The sequence below is a fragment of the Pseudomonas sp. P5_B3 genome (genome assembly GCF_056400405.1).
Map to the genome: position 1 here is coordinate 45,887 of NZ_JBFULI010000017.1, position 15,915 is coordinate 61,801.

The following is a 15,915-nucleotide window of genomic DNA, read 5'->3' on the forward strand; positions in this document are numbered from 1 at the left end:
TCAAGCCATCCGTTTTTGCTCAAGCATCAGCCGCAGCGCCAGTGCCGACAATACGAAGCCCATGAAATAGCGCTGCATCGCCAGCCAGGACGGATTGTTGACGAACCAGGATGCAACGCGGCAGCGGCAAAAATCAGTAGGTCCTGAAGGCGGGATCATGGGCGAGGTCCTTTGCGTGATGATCAGGCGATCGCGGTCAGCGATGCCCGATAAAACGGCAGGATCAGGTCCCGTGTCAATGGCGCCAGGCTGACACCGCCATCGGTGGCGGGGTCGATCCAGATCACTTCTTCGATCTCTGCTTCCGGGGTGACATCTGAATCAATATTCAGCTGAAAGAGTTCGGCGTGTACGACAAAACCCGGCTCGTTGGCGGCCGGTGCCGAGAAGTGACCGAGGTAAACGGCCTGCGCCGGGTCGATGTCCAGACCCAGTTCTTCTTCCAGTTCCCGGGCCAGGGCGTGGACCGGCAATTCATGAGGCTCGATCTTGCCACCCGGCTGCATGAACGCCGTGGTGCCGCGCTTGCGCACCAACAGTGTGCGGCCATCAGGGCCGATCAGCAGGGCGGCGGCAATGCGGATGAGCCTGGAATGATTGAGTGAAACATTTATAGAAGAAGACATCGCTGACCACAGGTCCATGTTGAGGGATGCACAGAATCCCATGCCTTCAAAACTCGGCCAAGAGTGAATCCGGAACTCTCCGCCAACAAGCCCGGAAATTTCCCACGAGCGACTTTGGTAGCGTGTTCTGCCGATCTTCACCGGTCAATCGCCCTCCGCCGCCACTGGAACGCCTCGCATGTCTGACATTTCTACGCTGAAAGAAAAAATCAACACCAAGACGTTTACTCTCCTTCTACTGGGACTATTGTCTGGTGGGCTCTATATAAATGTCTGGATGTACAAAACCTTCACGGCACTTGAGGAGGTCACTCACATCAAGACGATGAGCCCGGCTTTATTTGCCTTCTATCTGATCATCATGGGTTTTATCGGAACTCTCGGCCCGGTACCTCACGACGATGCATCCGTCCTTATAGGTGTTCTGTTCATACTATATTTACTGCTGACCCTGCTCTGGTGTTTCCGTGTACGAAGGGTGTTAAAGGCATATGCCTTGGCTGAACACAACTTCGAACTGCGCATGAACCTGGTCTATATCGGACTTTTCACCTTCTACTACGTCAACTACTGCATCAACACCCTTCCCCGTGACAAGCAAAAACACGAACAACAACAAGCCACTCATGCTTGAGACAAAAAAGGCGAACATCCTTGAGGATGTTCGCCTTTTTTTTGCACTTCGCTGCGTGATCAGCTCATAAGCTGTTCGCTTACGCCGCTTCCTGGAAATCCATCTCCGGCGGCTGCCGACGGAAACCACCGGTCAACACTGCCAGGTACACCACGCCAATCGCCAGCCAGGTCAACCCCAGGTACACCGCCAGATGATCGAGGCTGACCATCAGCCACAAATCCGCCGCYAGGCCGATGAACGGAAACAGCAGGAACAGCACGAATTCGCGCGCACCTTTTTTCTCGCCACCGATCCAGTAATGGAAGATCACCGACAGGTTGACCAGGCTGAACGCCAGGAACGCACCGAAGTTGATGAACGAGGTCGAGGTGGTGACGTCCAGTTTCAGTGCCAGCAACGCCACCACTGCGCACAGCAGGATGCTGTTGATGGGCGTGCCGAAGCGTTCGTGTAAGGTGCCGAAAAACGCTTTTGGCAACACGCCGTCGCGGCCCATGGCATACAGCAGCCGCGAACCGCTGGCTTGGGCCGACAGGCCCGAGGCGAACTGGCCGACGATCAGGCCGATCAGGAAGATCGATACGAACAGGTCGCCACCGATGTTGCGGGCAATTTCGTAGGCCGCCGAGTCGACGTTGTCGAACTGGAACGACGGATGAGCAATCTGCACAAAGTACGAGACACCGACGAAAATCAGCCCGCCGATCAGGGTGATCAGCATAATCGCCCGGGGAATGGTGCGGCGTGGATCGCGGGTTTCTTCGGTCAGGGTGCTGACCGCGTCGAAGCCGAGGAACGAGTAGCAGGCGATGGCCGCGCCGCTCATGATCAACGGCATCTGCATGTCACCATTGAAGAACGGTTTGATCGACCACAACGGCGTGCTCGCATCGCCGCCGACGTAATGCACGCACAACGCGACGAAGGCGATCAGCACCAAAAACTGCACCAGCATCAGCAAGGCGTTGATGCCGTTGGCCAGTTTCAGGCCGACGATGTTGATCGCGCTGGTGATGCCGATGAACGCCAGCACCCAGACCCACTGCGGCACGGCCGGGAATGCGGAGTTGAGGTAGGCCGCACCGATCAGCCAGATCGCCATCGGCAGGAACAGGTAATCGAGCAGCACCGCCCAACCGGCGATGAACCCGAGTTTCGGGCTGATGGCCTTGCGCACATAGCTGTAGGCCGAGCCGGCCACCGGGAACGCCGAGGCCATGCGCCCGTAGCTCATGGCGGTGAAGAACATCGCCACCAGCGCMGCGAGGTACGCGGCCGGCACCATGCCGGCGGTGGATTGGGCGAGGATGCCAAAGGTGCCGAGTACAATGATCGGCGTCATGTAGGCGATGCCAAACAGCACCACCGACCCTAATGACAGGGTGCGTTGCAAACGAGCCATGAGCGACTACTCCGGATTTTATTGGATTTATGGCAGAGCCGAGTTCGGCGCAAGTTACGGGTGTTGCGTTGTTGTTCTAGGGTGAATGGTCAAACAGGTGTGTCGTCTGTCAGGCCCCCATCGCGAGCAAGCTCGCTCCCACAGGGGTCTCCTGTGGATTCAGATTTTGTTAATGACACAAATCCTGTGGGAGCGAGCCTGCTCGCGATGGCGGCAGCCCGGTCGACAAGTAATCCGGATCAGCGCGCTGGAATCAGCAGCTCGCGCAATCCGGATGCATGCTCAACCACCTCCCCCGGCAATCTCAGCCGCTGATCATCCAGATAGCGATAATCCTGGCGCGCCGCCGTCAACCGGTTCAGGTCCAGTTCGACCGCAAACTGCCCTTCCTCGCGTCCGGCTTCGAACAACAAGGTGCCCAGCGGATCGACCAATGCGCTGCCGCCGGCAAACAACAAACCACCGTCACCCTCTTGCACCCGGTTGACCATCAGCGCAAACGCCTGGTTTTCCTGGGCGCGGGCCATGATCGCGGTGCGGTGGGTCGGGCCGTACGGGTCCATGTTGCCGTTGGTGACGATCAACAGTTCGGCACCCAATTGCGCCAGGGCGCGGGCGCTTTCGGGGAATTCGATGTCGTAGCAAATCAGCAGGCCCACACGCACGCCGTTGAACAGGCAAGTGGCGTAGCGATCGCCCGCCTCGTAGACACCGCGATCCGAAGCCCACAAGTGAGTCTTGCGGTATTTCAGCGCGATGCCCTCTGGGGTGATCAGCAACGTGGTGTTGTAGAAACGGCCGTTGTCGTTTTCGGCCATGCCGATGGCCACGGCGATATTGCGCTGGCGGGCGGCGGCGATCACCGCACTGACAGACGGGCCGTCCAGCGCCTCGGCCACCTCGGCCACGGACTCCGCCGAAGGGAAGCCCATCAAGTGGCCTTCGGGGAACAGGATCAGTTGCGTGTCGGCTGCGCACGCAGCCATCGCCGCCAGGGTGCGTTCGAGGTTGTAGGCCGTATCGTTGTCACGGCCTGCCAATTGGGCGAGTTCGACCTTCATGGGTATTCCTTGTCATGGGCCGGGCGGCAGAAAGATTGCCCGGTCGGTGTCTGTGCGCCAGTATGCGCAGCAAGCAACCGGGCGGGGAATTACGCCGCTGGGGTAACACGATAGGGGTAGATGCATGACACTCTCGTTGGACGACATCGCCTGGCACCGCTCGGTGGGGCAACTGATCGACGCCCTGGACAAGCCCAATTTCTGGACCCAGCTTGTACGCCTGCTGGACCAGTACGTGTCCTTCGACAGCTGGGTGGCCCTGCTTTTCAGTGCCGATCAGCGCCCGCAGGTGTTCGCCGAGTGCCCCGGCGAGGATGGCAGCCCTGATCAACTGTTCCAGGATTACCTACGCGGCCTGTACCTGCTCGACCCGTTCTACATCGCCTGCCGCGAGCAATCACGCACCGGGCTGTATCGCCTTTCGGAAGTGGCCCCGGAGCACTTCGAGCTGACCGAGTATTACCAACGCTACTTTCGTCTTAATGTGGTGGCCGACGAAATCCAGTTCAATTGTCAGCTCGAAGGCGACCGCACGCTGTGCCTGTCGCTGGGCAGCACCCAGCGCTTCAGCGGCCAGCAGATCGCCTTGTTGTCGTTGATCCAGCCGTGGGTGCTCGGCCTGTTGCGCCAGCGTCTACCCTATGAAATCAACGAAGTCGTGGCCCTGGCCCCCGCACCGCCGCAAGCTGATTGGCGGGTACAACTGGAGGCCTCGGTGCAGCAGCTCAAAGGTGCGCAGTTGACGGCCCGGGAGCTGGATGTCGGGCGCTTGATGCTCAGCGGTTGCTCCAGTAAAGAAATCGCCCGTAAGCTGGAAATCTCGGTCGAAACCGTGAAAGTCCACAAGAAACACATGTACAGCAAGCTGGGGATCAAGTCCCAGTCCGAGCTGTTTTCGATTTTTCTGCAGGCACAAAATGCCTGAATGACCTGTGGAGCACTTTGCTTTTATGTGGGAGCGAGCTTGCTCGCGATAGCGGTGGTTCAGTCGCTATCAATACTGAATGAAAGACCGCCATCGCGAGCAAGCTCGCTCCCACAGTGTTTTGTGTTTAGCCAAATTTATTGAGTCCGAACCCAAGGAAACCGTATGAGCCTGTCACTCCTGAGCCGCTACGCCTTCTTTGCCGTCTGCGTGATTTTCACCCTCGCCAGCCTGCCGTTTCTTGAATATGAATGGCTCTGGCCGATAACCGCCGTCACCGCCGTCCTCAGCCTGATCGGCCTGTTCGATCTGCTGCAAAGTCCCCACGCGGTGCGCCGAAATTACCCGATCCTCGGCAATATCCGCTACCTGGTCGAAGGCATCCGCCCGGAAATCCGTCAGTACCTGCTCGAATCCGACAGCGACGCCCTGCCCTTCTCCCGGGCCCAGCGCTCGCTGGTCTACTCCCGGGCCAAGAATGAAACCGCCGACAAACCCTTCGGCACGCTGATTGACGTGTATCAGTCGGGTTTCGAATTCATCGGCCATTCCATGCGCCCCGCGCCGTTGAGCGACCCGAGCAGTTTCCGGGTCACCGTCGGCGGGCCGCAGTGCACCCAGCCGTATTCGGCGTCGGTGTTCAATATCTCGGCCATGAGTTTCGGCTCGCTCAGCGCCAACGCCATCCGCGCGTTGAACCAGGGTGCCAAGCTGGGTAATTTCGCCCATGACACCGGCGAAGGCAGCATCAGCCCCTATCACCGGGAAAACGGTGGCGATCTGACCTGGGAACTGGGTAGCGGTTACTTTGGCTGCCGCACCAGCGACGGTCGCTTCGACCCGGAACGCTTCGCGGCGCAAGCCCGGACGCCCCAGGTGCGGATGATCGAAATCAAGATGAGCCAGGGCGCCAAGCCCGGCCATGGCGGCATCCTGCCCAAGCACAAGGTCACCAAAGAAATCGCCGAAACCCGCGGCATCCTGATGGGCGAAGACTGTGTGTCACCGTCACGCCACAGCGCGTTTTCCACACCCATCGAAATGATGCATTTCATCGCACAACTGCGCGAACTGTCCGGCGGCAAACCGGTGGGCTTCAAGTTCTGCCTCGGCCATCCGTGGGAGTTCATGGGCATCGCCAAGGCCATGCTGGAGACTGGCATCCTCCCGGACTTCATCGTCGTTGACGGCAAGGAAGGTGGCACCGGCGCCGCACCCGTGGAGTTCACCGACCACATCGGCGTGCCGATGCGCGAAGGCCTGCTGTTCGTGCACAACACCCTGGTGGGCCTGAATCTGCGGGACAAGATCAAGCTCGGCGCCAGCGGCAAGATCGTCAGCGCCTTCGACATCGCCAGCGTGCTGGCCATCGGCGCCGATTGGGCCAACTCGGCGCGCGGCTTCATGTTCGCCATCGGCTGCATCCAGTCGCAGAGCTGCCACACCAATAAATGCCCGACCGGCGTCGCCACCCAGGACACCTTGCGCCAGCGCGCACTGGTGGTACCGGACAAGGCCCAGCGGGTTTACAACTTCCACCGCAACACCCTCAAGGCCCTGGCGGAAATGCTCGCCGCCGCCGGCCTCGAACATCCGTCGCAGCTATCGGCCAAGCACCTGGTACGACGCATGTCGGCGACCGAGATCAAGTTGTTCTCGCAGCTGCACGTGTTCCTCAAGCCAGGGGAATTGCTGACGGGTGAAGTGAACGGCGAGTTCTATTCGCGGATGTGGCAGATGGCCCGGGCCGACAGTTTCGAGCCGAGTGAAATAGCGGCGGCTTAATGCTCAATTCCATAGCGCTGACAGTCCGAGAGGACTTCAGCGCTCGTCGCCCAGAATAAACAGGCGCGCCTCGACTTCCCCTCCCTTGAGGGTCTGCGTCTGTTTCCACCCCTTGGGAAATGTCACGACTTTTTCCGGCCGGGGCCTGCCGGTCACCCACCAGACTCTTTTGGAACTGAGTTTTACTGTTGCGACATTGTCGAAAAAAATCCAGTCCAAAGTCTGAGGGATAAGAAGCCAGCCACCATAGTTGGAAGGGCCGTCCGAAGCGCCTGTCGGCAATCGGGCGATGTAAAGCCTCGGCTGGATACCCGTGGTGTTGTAGTAATGGAACGGCAAATACCAGTACAAGCCGTCAACGACCAACTCGTCGCCCGCCTCAGCCTCCCTTTTGATGCCATCGGCCAAGGTGTCCAGCCTGGCCATTTTACGAATGAAGGTTCCGTTCAGCCCGTCTTGTTGCGAATACACTTTCTGCAGTCCATGTACTTCCCCCGCAACAAACATGCTCAAGCAGAGGAATGCAATCACAGGGCGTCGTTCAGCCAACCGATCCAGCACAACGGCAACGAACAAAGGCAAACCGGCTGCGGCAAACACCAGGTACCTGGGAACGAAGATCGGAACGGCCAATGACAAGAAAAATACCGTGATGACCGGCACGAAGAAATAGGCGATGACCAGCACGGTCGAGCGGCGACCGGAGCGCCCATATCGCAACGCCATCACACAACAGGCGATTATCACTGCCGAGACAATCAGCCCCCCCCATAACCCGCCATCCGTGGCTGATATCATCGCCACACATTGCGCGATAAAGCTCGGCAACATTTCCCATGTGGTGGGCGTGATCCATTCGAGTCCTTTCATTTTCCACGTCTGGTCAATGAAATGCGATAACCAAGGCGAATACAGCACGACGATCGCGACATTGGCCATCAGCCACTTGCGCACAGGCAACGATGCCGACTCGCCACTGCCCAGCCCCGACCAGTACAGCCAATGCACCAGCACACAGAGCGCTGCAAAGTAGTGCGTGTAGAAAGCCGCCGTCATCAGCAGCACGTACATCACGGGATAGCGTTTGAGTTGCGGTTGCCGACTCCAGCAGACCAGCGCGACCGTGGCGGCCATCAGCCAGAAACCGACGAGCGTGTACATGCGCACTTCCTGGCTGTAACGAACCGAGATCGGCAGCAGCACCAGCAAAACTCCGGCGATACAGGTCGCTCTTCGCGTGGCGAGCAGACTCATCAGTTTGATACACAGCAGCACCGTGCCCACATCCGCCACGGTGCTCAGTCCGCGCACAGCCACCACACTGGCGCCAAACAGCATCGTCCAGTAATGAAGAATCACGTAATACAACGGTGGATGAACGTCTCCCGCCGTGGTGGACCAGATCAATGCCGGCGAACGCTCGCTCAGCATCAGGCTATAGCCTTCGTCGTACCAGATGATCGGGACTGAAATCCCGTGAAATCGAACGATCAGGGCCAGGGTGAACAACGCCAGCACAATCGATGGGTAGACGGCCCAACGCCACTGACGCTCCTGGACATCCTCGGCCAGACGTTCCGTCGCGTTCATACAATTCTCTTCAGTGAGGGTTTGTCGGCCGACTCGTCACTGCTTTTGATGATGTCCTTGATGACATAGCGGGGCCGATGCTTGGACTCCATATAGATGCGCCCGATGTATTCACCGAGGATGCCGATGCCAATCAATTGAACGCCGCCCAAGAACAAAATGGCAGTCATCAGGGACGGATACCCCGGGACATCGTTACCGAAGAGAATCTTGTCCAGAATCATGCAGGCCGCATACACAAGTGCCGCCAGCGAGATGATGCCGCCCACGTAGGACCAAACACGCAATGGCACCGTGCTGAACGAGGTGATGCCTTCAAGTGCCAGGTTCCATAGCTTCCAGATATTGAATTTGCTTTTGCCGGCGGCACGTGGCGCGCGATCGTATTCAATGACTCGCGTATTGAATCCGGCCCATGACAGCACCCCCTTCATGAACAGCTGCTGTTCCGGCAGGCTCTTGATGACGTCAACGACTTTCCTGTCCATCAAGCGAAAATCACCGACATTTTCTTCGATGCGGGTTGAGGCAATCCGATTGAGCAGGTGGTAGAACAGGGCCGCGAAATGGCGTTTGAAATAACCGTCGGCCGAACGATTGCGGCGCTTGGCAAGCACCACGTCAGCGCCATCGGTCCACTCCTTGATTAGACGGGAAATGACACTGACCGGGTCTTGCAAGTCCACATCCATCGGAATGACCGCATCGCCGGTGGCATATTCCAGCCCGGCAAACAGCGCAGGCTCTTTGCCGAAGTTGCGCGAAAAATTAATCAGCAGCACATCGCTGTCCTGCTGAGCGATCGAACTCGCCAGCAATAAAGTGTGATCGGTGCTGCCGTCATTGATGAACAGGATTTCAACCTGATATGGGCTTAGCGAGGATTCCTGGCGCACGGCTTGGTAGAACAGGTCAATCGCCTGTTCCTCATTGAACACCGGAACAATCAACGAGACTTTCATGCGCCACGCTCGCGAAACACCACGTATTTGGAATACAGGAAGCCGAACACCAGGCTCAACGCGGAAAACAGGGCCACGGTGAACAAACCGTGCAATCGCCAGATGTCGCCCAGATAGCCGACACCCAGGCTCAACGCCCCCATGCCCGAAACAAACAGTAGATAGCCGCCGACCGAGGACCTGGCGGCGAAGGTAAATTGCGCATTCATGTAGAAGGAAAACGAAGCAGCCACGCAGAAGGCCGCCAGGTTGCTGAGTGCCTGGCTAAGGCCGGCCGCCACGCTCAGCAGGAAAAAGACCTGCCAGTGAATCAGGGTGTTGGCGACCCCGATCACTGTGTAACTGGACAGCCCCTTCCACAACAGTCTCATGTGAGACTCCCGTTTTAAGAACGTTGCACTCATTAATATTTCAGCCTGTCCACTGTCACAAATCGCAGGTTTTTGGACCTTTCGGACCAGCGGTTGGGCCTTGGGGCAACGCCCGAGACATCCGGTAATATCCCGGTTTTGCAATTGCCCGCAAATCAGTCCACCCTGCGCGCCGCCGCTTGGGCGCGCGGCCTTTTGTGCCCACGGCCAATCCCATTTTTACCTGCTGTTACGAGCCTGCTGTCATGACGTTAGCGCGCGATCACCGGATCGACTTTTTTCGTGGTCTGGCACTGATCTTCATCTTTTGGGATCACGTGCCCCACAACCCGTTGGGGCAAATCACCCTGCGCAACTTCGGTTTCAGCGATGCAGCCGAGGTTTTCGTGTTCCTGGCAGGTTTCGCGGCCGTGCTGGCGTACGGCAAGGTCCTGGCGCGCGAAGGCGTTCTGATCGCCTGCGTGAAAATCCTGCGCCGGGCGTGGGTGCTCTACGTGGTGCATATCTTCCTGCTGGCGATGCTGATGGGCATTGTGTTTTTCGCCAACAGCCATGTGGAAACACGGGATCTGGTGGAGGAAATGGGCATGCATCACTTCATCAGCAACCCGCAGCAGGCCTTGATCGATGAACTGCTGTTGCGCTTCAAGCCGAACCTGATGGACCCGTTGCCCCTGTACATCGTGCTATTGGCGGGTTTGCCACTGGTGCTGCCCGTACTGGTGCGCAAGGCCTGGGTGGTGGTCGCGATGTCGTTGGCGCTGTACCTGATGGTGCCACTGGCGGGCTGGAACCTGGCGGCCATCAAGGACGGCGTGTGGTATTTCAACCCGGTTGCCTGGCAGTTGCTGTTCGTACTCGGCGGTGCCGCTGCGATTCACAGCCAGCGCCCGCGCCTGCCCGACACTCGCCCGCTGCTACGCCAGCCGTTGTTTGTCAGTGCGGCGCTGTATGTAGTGGTCGCGGGTGTGTTGACTGTCCTGTGGCGTTGGCCAGATCTACACGATGCCGTGGTGCCGGCGAGCCTGAAGAACCTCCTGTACCCCATCAGCAAGACCGACCTGTCCCCCGTGCGCTTGCTGCACTTCCTCGCACTGGCCTACGTCACGGCGAAGCTGATTCCCGACAGCGGATGGACGCAAAACTGGCTGGCGCGGCAAAGTTGCCGCATGGGCCGTTTTTCGCTGGAGATTTTCTGCCTGGGCGTGCTGCTGGCGCCCTTGGCGGACATGGTCAATGCGTTGACCGACGATGCATTTGCCATGCAGATTTTCACGGCGCTGGTGGGGGCCGGATTGATGACGTTGCTGGGAGCGTGGCTGGAATTCAACAAGCGGTTGAGCCGAACTGCTCAGGCAGCCCAAGGATCAACCGCAATATTGTAGGAGCAAGCTCGCTCCTACAACGGTTACGCCTTACGAAGCCGAACGCGCCGCACCTTGCGAAACATTCGTCGGTTGCAGCTTGAACACGTAGAACAGCACCGTCAGCAGCACCAGGAACGCAGGTCCCACATACAGCGCCACGCGGGTGTCCGGGAAGTACGCCATCAGGCCGACCACCAGCACCAGGAACGCCAGCGCCAGGTACGAACTGACCGGGTACAGCCACATACGGTATTTCAGGCCGGCGGCTTCGCTGGCACTCAAGCCTTTGCGGAATTTCAGCTGGGCCAGCAGGATCATCGCCCAGGTCCAGATCGCGCCAAAGGTGGCAATCGCTGTCACCCAGACAAACACCTTTTCCGGCACCAGATAGTTGAGCAATACGCCCAGCAGCAACGCACCAATCGACAGCAGCAACGCACGCCGCGGCACACCATTACTCGACGTCTTGGCAAACCCGGCCGGGGCCTGGCCGTTCTGCGCCAGGCTGTAGAGCATGCGCCCGGTGCTGAAGATGCCGCCGTTGCAGGACGACAGCGCAGCGGTGATCACCACGAAGTTGATGATGCCCGCCGCGGTCTTGATGCCCAGCCGCTCGAAAGTCATCACGAACGGACTGCCCTGGGTACCGATTTCGTTCCACGGGTAGATCGACAGGATCACGAACAACGCGCCGACGTAGAACAGCAGGATCCGCCAGAACACCGAACCGATGGCGTCGGGAATGGTTTTCTGCGGGTTCTTCGCTTCACCGGCGGTCAGGCCGATCATTTCCACGCCGAGGTAGGCGAACATCACCATTTGCAGCGACATCAACACGCCTTGCACGCCGTTGGGCATGAAGCCGCCGTAGGTCCACAGATTGGAAATCCCCAGGGCCACGCCGTCGTTGCCGAAACCAAAGGCGATGATGCCGATGCCGCCGAACACCATCGCAACGATGGTGACGATCTTGATCAGGGCAAACCAGAACTCGAACTCACCGAAGGCCTTGACCGCGATCAGGTTGATCGAGCCCATGCTGATCAACGCACCGAGCGCCCAGATCCAGCGCGGCACGTCGGGGAACCAGATACCCATGTAGACCGCCACGGCAGTGATTTCCGCGACGCAGGTCACCAGCCACAAGAACCAGTAGTTCCAGCCGGTCAGGAAGCCCGCCAACGGGCCGAGGTAGTCTTGAGCATAACGGCTGAACGAGCCGGCGACCGGGTTGTGCACGGCCATCTCGCCGAGGGCGCGCATGATCACCAGGATCGCCAGACCGCCGATGATGTAGGACAACATGATGGCCGGGCCGGCCATTTCAATGGCCTTGGCCGAGCCCAGGAACAGGCCGACGCCGATACAGGCACCGAGTGCCATCAGGCGGATATGCCGCTCGCCGAGTTCACGTTTAAGCGGACCGCCCTGAGCGGTCTCGCCGTTGGGCTGGTGATTGCCTACGGGCATGGGGGACAACCTCGTCTTGTTATTGGATATGACCACCGAGCGGCGAAGCGCGGGCCGATAAGCCATCGCTTCCCGGACCGGCCCCGCCTCATGGGCAACGCCGTCTTGTAGGAAAAACCCGCAAAATCAGTGGGAAAAACGACGCCGAGTATTGCACAACAATGGTGCATCGTCATGCCCCTGCCAAAGCCGTATTTACCCCTTCGACATGTCTAAAACAAGCATTCCAGCCGACTGTTTTGTGGCGAGGGAGCTTGCTCCCGCTCGCCTGCGTAGCAGGCGCAATTCAGCTGATCCCAATATCAGACGAAGCGCAATTACCGGCATTGGGGCCGCTACGCAGCCCAACGGGACGGTGCGGCAATCCGACAAGCTCCCTCGCCACAAAAGATGGCCATTACCCGACGTTTTGCCCTTCACATTTTTTTCACCCTCGCCAACCACCGTCTAAGCTTGAGTCAAGTCCGATCAATCTGCATGAATGGATCAGTCGACTATGGGCGCTTTGTGGCAAACCGATTCGAGTAAAACCGTGGTTCCGACTGAACGAGAGGATGAAGCGCCTGCACCTGAAAAACCCCGGCGTTCCAGGCACGGATGGGGAGCGTTCTGGCTATTGCTGTTGATAATCGCGATAGTCGTGGGGCTGGCGGCGGCGAGGGAAATGCGTACCTCGAAATTCCAGGCCCGGGAAGTCAGCAAATACGCCGCGTCCCTGAGCTATGAGCTCAAACCCGGCCCCAGCGATGCGATTCGCTATCCGGGCGACGGTCCGTTCGATCGGCGGCTGGGCTACAGCTCGCTGGATGAATTCCTGCCGCGCCTGATCAAGCGCGATTTCGTCATTGAGGCGCAAACCCGCTTTTCCCCGGCGCTGTTGAAGTACACTGACAAGGGGCTGTTCGTGCCTTATGCCGAGAAAATCCAGGCCGGGCTGTCGATCACCGATTGCCGCGCAGCGCCGCTGTACCAGTACAACTATCCGCAGCAGCTTTATTCAACCTTTGCCTCGATTCCGCCGGTAGTGGTCAACAGCCTGCTGTTCATCGAGAACCGTTTCCTGCTGGACCCCAGGCAACCTCTGGCCAACCCGGCGGTGGACTGGCCGCGGTTCGGCATGGCGGCGTGGTCACAGGTGGCCAAGATGTTTCACGTACCCGGCCAATCCGCCGGCGGCAGTACCTTGGCCACGCAACTGGAAAAGTACCGGCACTCCCCCGATGGCTTGACGGTCAATGGCGCGGAAAAAATTCGCCAGATGATTTCCGCCACCGTACGCGCCTATCAGGCCGGGCCACAAACACTCGAAGCCCGGCAGAATGTGGTTCGCGATTACCTCAACAGCGTGCCGCTGTCGGCCGTACCGGGCCACGGCGAAGTGCATGGCATGGCTGAGGGCTTGCGCGTGTGGTATGGCTCCGACTTCAACAAGGCCAACGAAGTCCTGACCAGCACAGCAACGGACCCAAAAACCATGGCGGAAAAAGGCCTGGCCCTGCGTGAAATGCTGTCGCTTATGATTGCCCAGCGCCGCCCGTCGCATTACCTGACCAAGGGTCACGATGAACTGGCCGACCTCACCGACAGCCACATTCGTCTGCTGGCGCAAAACAATGTGATCGACGCTCAGTTCGCCGCCGCCGCCCTGGCCAGCAAAGTGATCTATCGCGACTGGGCCACCCAGCCGACCATTCAACCGATTGAAACCAACAAGGGCATCAGTGTCGCGCGCAGCCGTTTGGCCGGCATGCTCAATCGTCCGCTTTACGATCTCGACCGCCTCGACCTGTCTGCCACCAGCACCCTGCAAGGTGAACTGCAAACCGAGGCCACGGCGTACCTGAAAAAACTCGCCGACCCCGCCTACGCAGCCGAAATCGGCTTGATGGGCGAACGCTTGCTGACCCCTACCAGCACCACCCAGGTGCGCTACAGCTTCACCCTGTTCGAACTGACCCCGGACGGCTCGCGGGTGCGGGTGCAGACCGACAGCACCGACCAGCCATTCGACATCAACGAAGGCAGCAAACTGGAACTGGGCTCCACCGCGAAAATGCGCGTGCTGACCACCTACCTGCAAATCATCTCCGAGCTGCACGACAAATACGCCGGCATGACCGTACCGGAACTGAAGAAAGTCGACGTGCCGGATCAGGACCGCCTGAGCCGCTGGGCGGTCGATTACCTGATCGAGACCAAGGACCGCGACCTGCAAAAAATGCTCGGCGCAGCCCTGGACCGCAAGTACTCCGCCAGCCCCGGCGAGGCGTTCTTCACCGGTGGCGGCCTGCATGTGTTCCACAACTTCCGCAAGGAAGACAACGACCGCATCCCGACCCTGCGCGACGCCCTGCGCGAGTCGATCAACCTGCCGTTCATCCGCCTGATGCGTGACCTGGTGCGCTACACCACATACTCCGGCCCGAACAGCAGTGCCGAACTGCTCAAGGACGACCACGACCCGCGGCGCCAGGAATACCTGGCCGAATTTGCCGACCGTGAAGGCACTTCGTTTCTGCTCAAGTTCTGGAAGAAGTACAAGAACAAGGACACCCAGGAGCGGCTCGAGACCTTCCTCGACAGCATGCGGCCGACCCCGATCCGCATGGCCGCCGTACACCGCTACCTGCTGCCACACGCCAGTCAGGCAAGCTTCAATGCCTTCGTGCGCTCGCACCTCACCGGCGCCAAGCTCACGGAAAAACTCACTGACGAGCGTCTCGTGCGGCTCTACGAGGCCTACGGTCCCGGCTCCTACGATTTGCCGGACCAGGGCTTCATCGCCAAGGTTCACCCCCTGGACCTGTGGCTGATGGGCTACCTGCTCAATCACCCCGACGCCAAGTGGGGCGACATTGTCAAAGCCAGCCAGTTCGAGCGCCAGGAAGTCTACAGCTGGCTGTTCAAAAGCCGGCACAAGGGTGCCCGCGACAGTCGCATCCGCACCATGCTGGAGATCGAAGCGTTTCTCGACATCCACCAGCGCTGGCAGAAGGTCGGCTATCCGTTCGACCACCTGGTGCCGTCGCTGGCCACCGCCATCGGTAGCTCCGGCGACCGCCCGGCGGCATTGGCCGAGTTGATCGGCACCATTCTCAACGACGGTGTGCGCATGCCGACCCTGCGTATCGATAGCCTGCACTTCGCGGCCAACACACCGTATGAAACCAAATTGATCAATGACCCGGATGTCGGCAAACGGGTCATGCCATCCGAAGTCGCCACGGCCATGCGCGAAGCCTTGTCGCAAGTGGTGGATGCCGGTACGGCGAAACGGGTGTCCGGCAGTTTCACAACACCCGGTGGCAAACCATTGGCCATGGGTGGCAAGACCGGAACAGGCGATAACCGCATTGAAGCCTTCGGTTCGGGCGGGCGGATCCTCAGCTCTAAATCCATCAACCGCACGGCGACCTTTGTGTTCTACATCGGCGATCATCACTTCGGGACGTTGACCGCGTTCGTTCCCGGCCAATCTGCCGAAACCTTCAAGTTCACCTCGGCGTTGCCGGTGCAAGTGCTCAAAGGCATGGCACCGATTCTCATGCCGTACCTGCAACCCGGCAGCAAAACAGGTTGCTTGCCGACTGAAGTCACGCGGCGTTGACAGAACCATTGCGTTGCACAGGTGGTAATTAATTATTTTTCAGATTCAAATATTCAACGGTTTACCCGCAAAAGACGCCGATTGAGCGCAGTTATTCAGACTTTTTTTTTGA

At 59.1% G+C, this 15,915-nt stretch carries 12 protein-coding genes and 1 pseudogene; 5 read left to right on the forward strand and 8 right to left on the reverse strand.

Annotation, left to right across the window (positions count from 1 at the left end; genetic code table 11):
- Together AC1DRN_RS12645 and AC1DRN_RS12650 are read right to left on the reverse strand one after the other, a co-directional pair.
- A pseudogene (locus tag AC1DRN_RS12645) lies at positions 1-117 on the reverse strand (LysE family translocator); the annotation flags it as partial.
- A 65-nt stretch (positions 118-182) separates the two neighbouring features.
- Complete coding sequence (locus AC1DRN_RS12650) at positions 183-626, reverse strand: NUDIX hydrolase (RefSeq protein ID WP_223458253.1); 444 nt, start codon at positions 624-626, stop codon at positions 183-185.
- A gap of 178 nt (positions 627-804) precedes the next feature.
- On the opposite strand from AC1DRN_RS12650, the gene AC1DRN_RS12655 reads away from it, so the two are divergent.
- Complete coding sequence (locus AC1DRN_RS12655) at positions 805-1,260, forward strand: hypothetical protein (protein WP_223458251.1); 456 nt, start codon at positions 805-807, stop codon at positions 1,258-1,260.
- 79 nt (positions 1,261-1,339) lie between these two features.
- Here AC1DRN_RS12655 and AC1DRN_RS12660 read toward each other — a convergent pair whose 3' ends face one another.
- Both AC1DRN_RS12660 and AC1DRN_RS12665 read right to left on the reverse strand, forming a co-directional pair.
- Positions 1,340-2,665 carry an APC family permease gene (locus tag AC1DRN_RS12660; RefSeq protein WP_223458248.1) on the reverse strand — a complete coding sequence of 442 codons (1,326 nt, stop codon included), beginning with the start codon at positions 2,663-2,665 and terminating at the stop codon, positions 1,340-1,342.
- A gap of 239 nt (positions 2,666-2,904) precedes the next feature.
- Positions 2,905-3,726: a carbon-nitrogen hydrolase family protein gene (locus AC1DRN_RS12665; protein WP_223458246.1), complete on the reverse strand. Its 822-nt coding sequence runs from the start codon at positions 3,724-3,726 to the stop codon at positions 2,905-2,907.
- 124 nt (positions 3,727-3,850) lie between these two features.
- Between AC1DRN_RS12665 and AC1DRN_RS12670 the strand changes: the two genes are divergently transcribed.
- Both AC1DRN_RS12670 and AC1DRN_RS12675 read left to right on the forward strand, forming a co-directional pair.
- Positions 3,851-4,651, forward strand: a complete 801-nt coding sequence (locus tag AC1DRN_RS12670) for a helix-turn-helix transcriptional regulator (protein WP_007985741.1) — start codon at positions 3,851-3,853, stop codon at positions 4,649-4,651.
- Positions 4,652-4,816: 165 nt separating this feature from the next.
- Positions 4,817-6,436: an FMN-binding glutamate synthase family protein gene (locus AC1DRN_RS12675; protein ID WP_223458244.1), complete on the forward strand. Its 1,620-nt coding sequence runs from the start codon at positions 4,817-4,819 to the stop codon at positions 6,434-6,436.
- Between the two features lie 36 nt (positions 6,437-6,472).
- Here AC1DRN_RS12675 and AC1DRN_RS12680 read toward each other — a convergent pair whose 3' ends face one another.
- From AC1DRN_RS12680 to AC1DRN_RS12690, 3 genes are read right to left on the reverse strand one after another with little or no spacing between them, the layout of a single operon-like run.
- Positions 6,473-8,026 (reverse strand): glycosyltransferase family 39 protein, encoded by a 1,554-nt coding sequence (locus tag AC1DRN_RS12680; protein WP_223458242.1) that lies wholly within the window; start codon positions 8,024-8,026, stop codon positions 6,473-6,475.
- Complete coding sequence (locus tag AC1DRN_RS12685) at positions 8,023-8,988, reverse strand: glycosyltransferase family 2 protein (RefSeq protein WP_223458240.1); 966 nt, start codon at positions 8,986-8,988, stop codon at positions 8,023-8,025. Before AC1DRN_RS12685 ends, AC1DRN_RS12680 begins: the two co-directional genes overlap by 4 nt.
- Complete coding sequence (locus tag AC1DRN_RS12690; protein WP_223458238.1) at positions 8,985-9,359, reverse strand: GtrA family protein; 375 nt, start codon at positions 9,357-9,359, stop codon at positions 8,985-8,987. Before AC1DRN_RS12690 ends, AC1DRN_RS12685 begins: the two co-directional genes overlap by 4 nt.
- Positions 9,360-9,604: 245 nt before the next feature.
- Here AC1DRN_RS12690 and AC1DRN_RS12695 point away from each other — a divergent pair, with 245 nt between their 5' ends.
- On the forward strand, positions 9,605-10,744 hold the full coding sequence (locus AC1DRN_RS12695; protein ID WP_223458236.1) for an OpgC family protein: 1,140 nt from the start codon (positions 9,605-9,607) through the stop codon (positions 10,742-10,744).
- A gap of 30 nt (positions 10,745-10,774) precedes the next feature.
- Here the strand turns inward: AC1DRN_RS12695 and AC1DRN_RS12700 are convergent, their stop codons facing one another.
- Entirely contained in the window at positions 10,775-12,196 is a 1,422-nt protein-coding gene (locus AC1DRN_RS12700) for an amino acid permease (protein WP_223458234.1), read from the reverse strand.
- A gap of 496 nt (positions 12,197-12,692) precedes the next feature.
- On the opposite strand from AC1DRN_RS12700, the gene AC1DRN_RS12705 reads away from it, so the two are divergent.
- A complete protein-coding gene (locus AC1DRN_RS12705; RefSeq protein ID WP_223458232.1) occupies positions 12,693-15,803 on the forward strand; it encodes a transglycosylase domain-containing protein in 3,111 nt (1,036 codons plus the stop codon).
- Positions 15,804-15,915 lie beyond the last annotated feature (112 nt).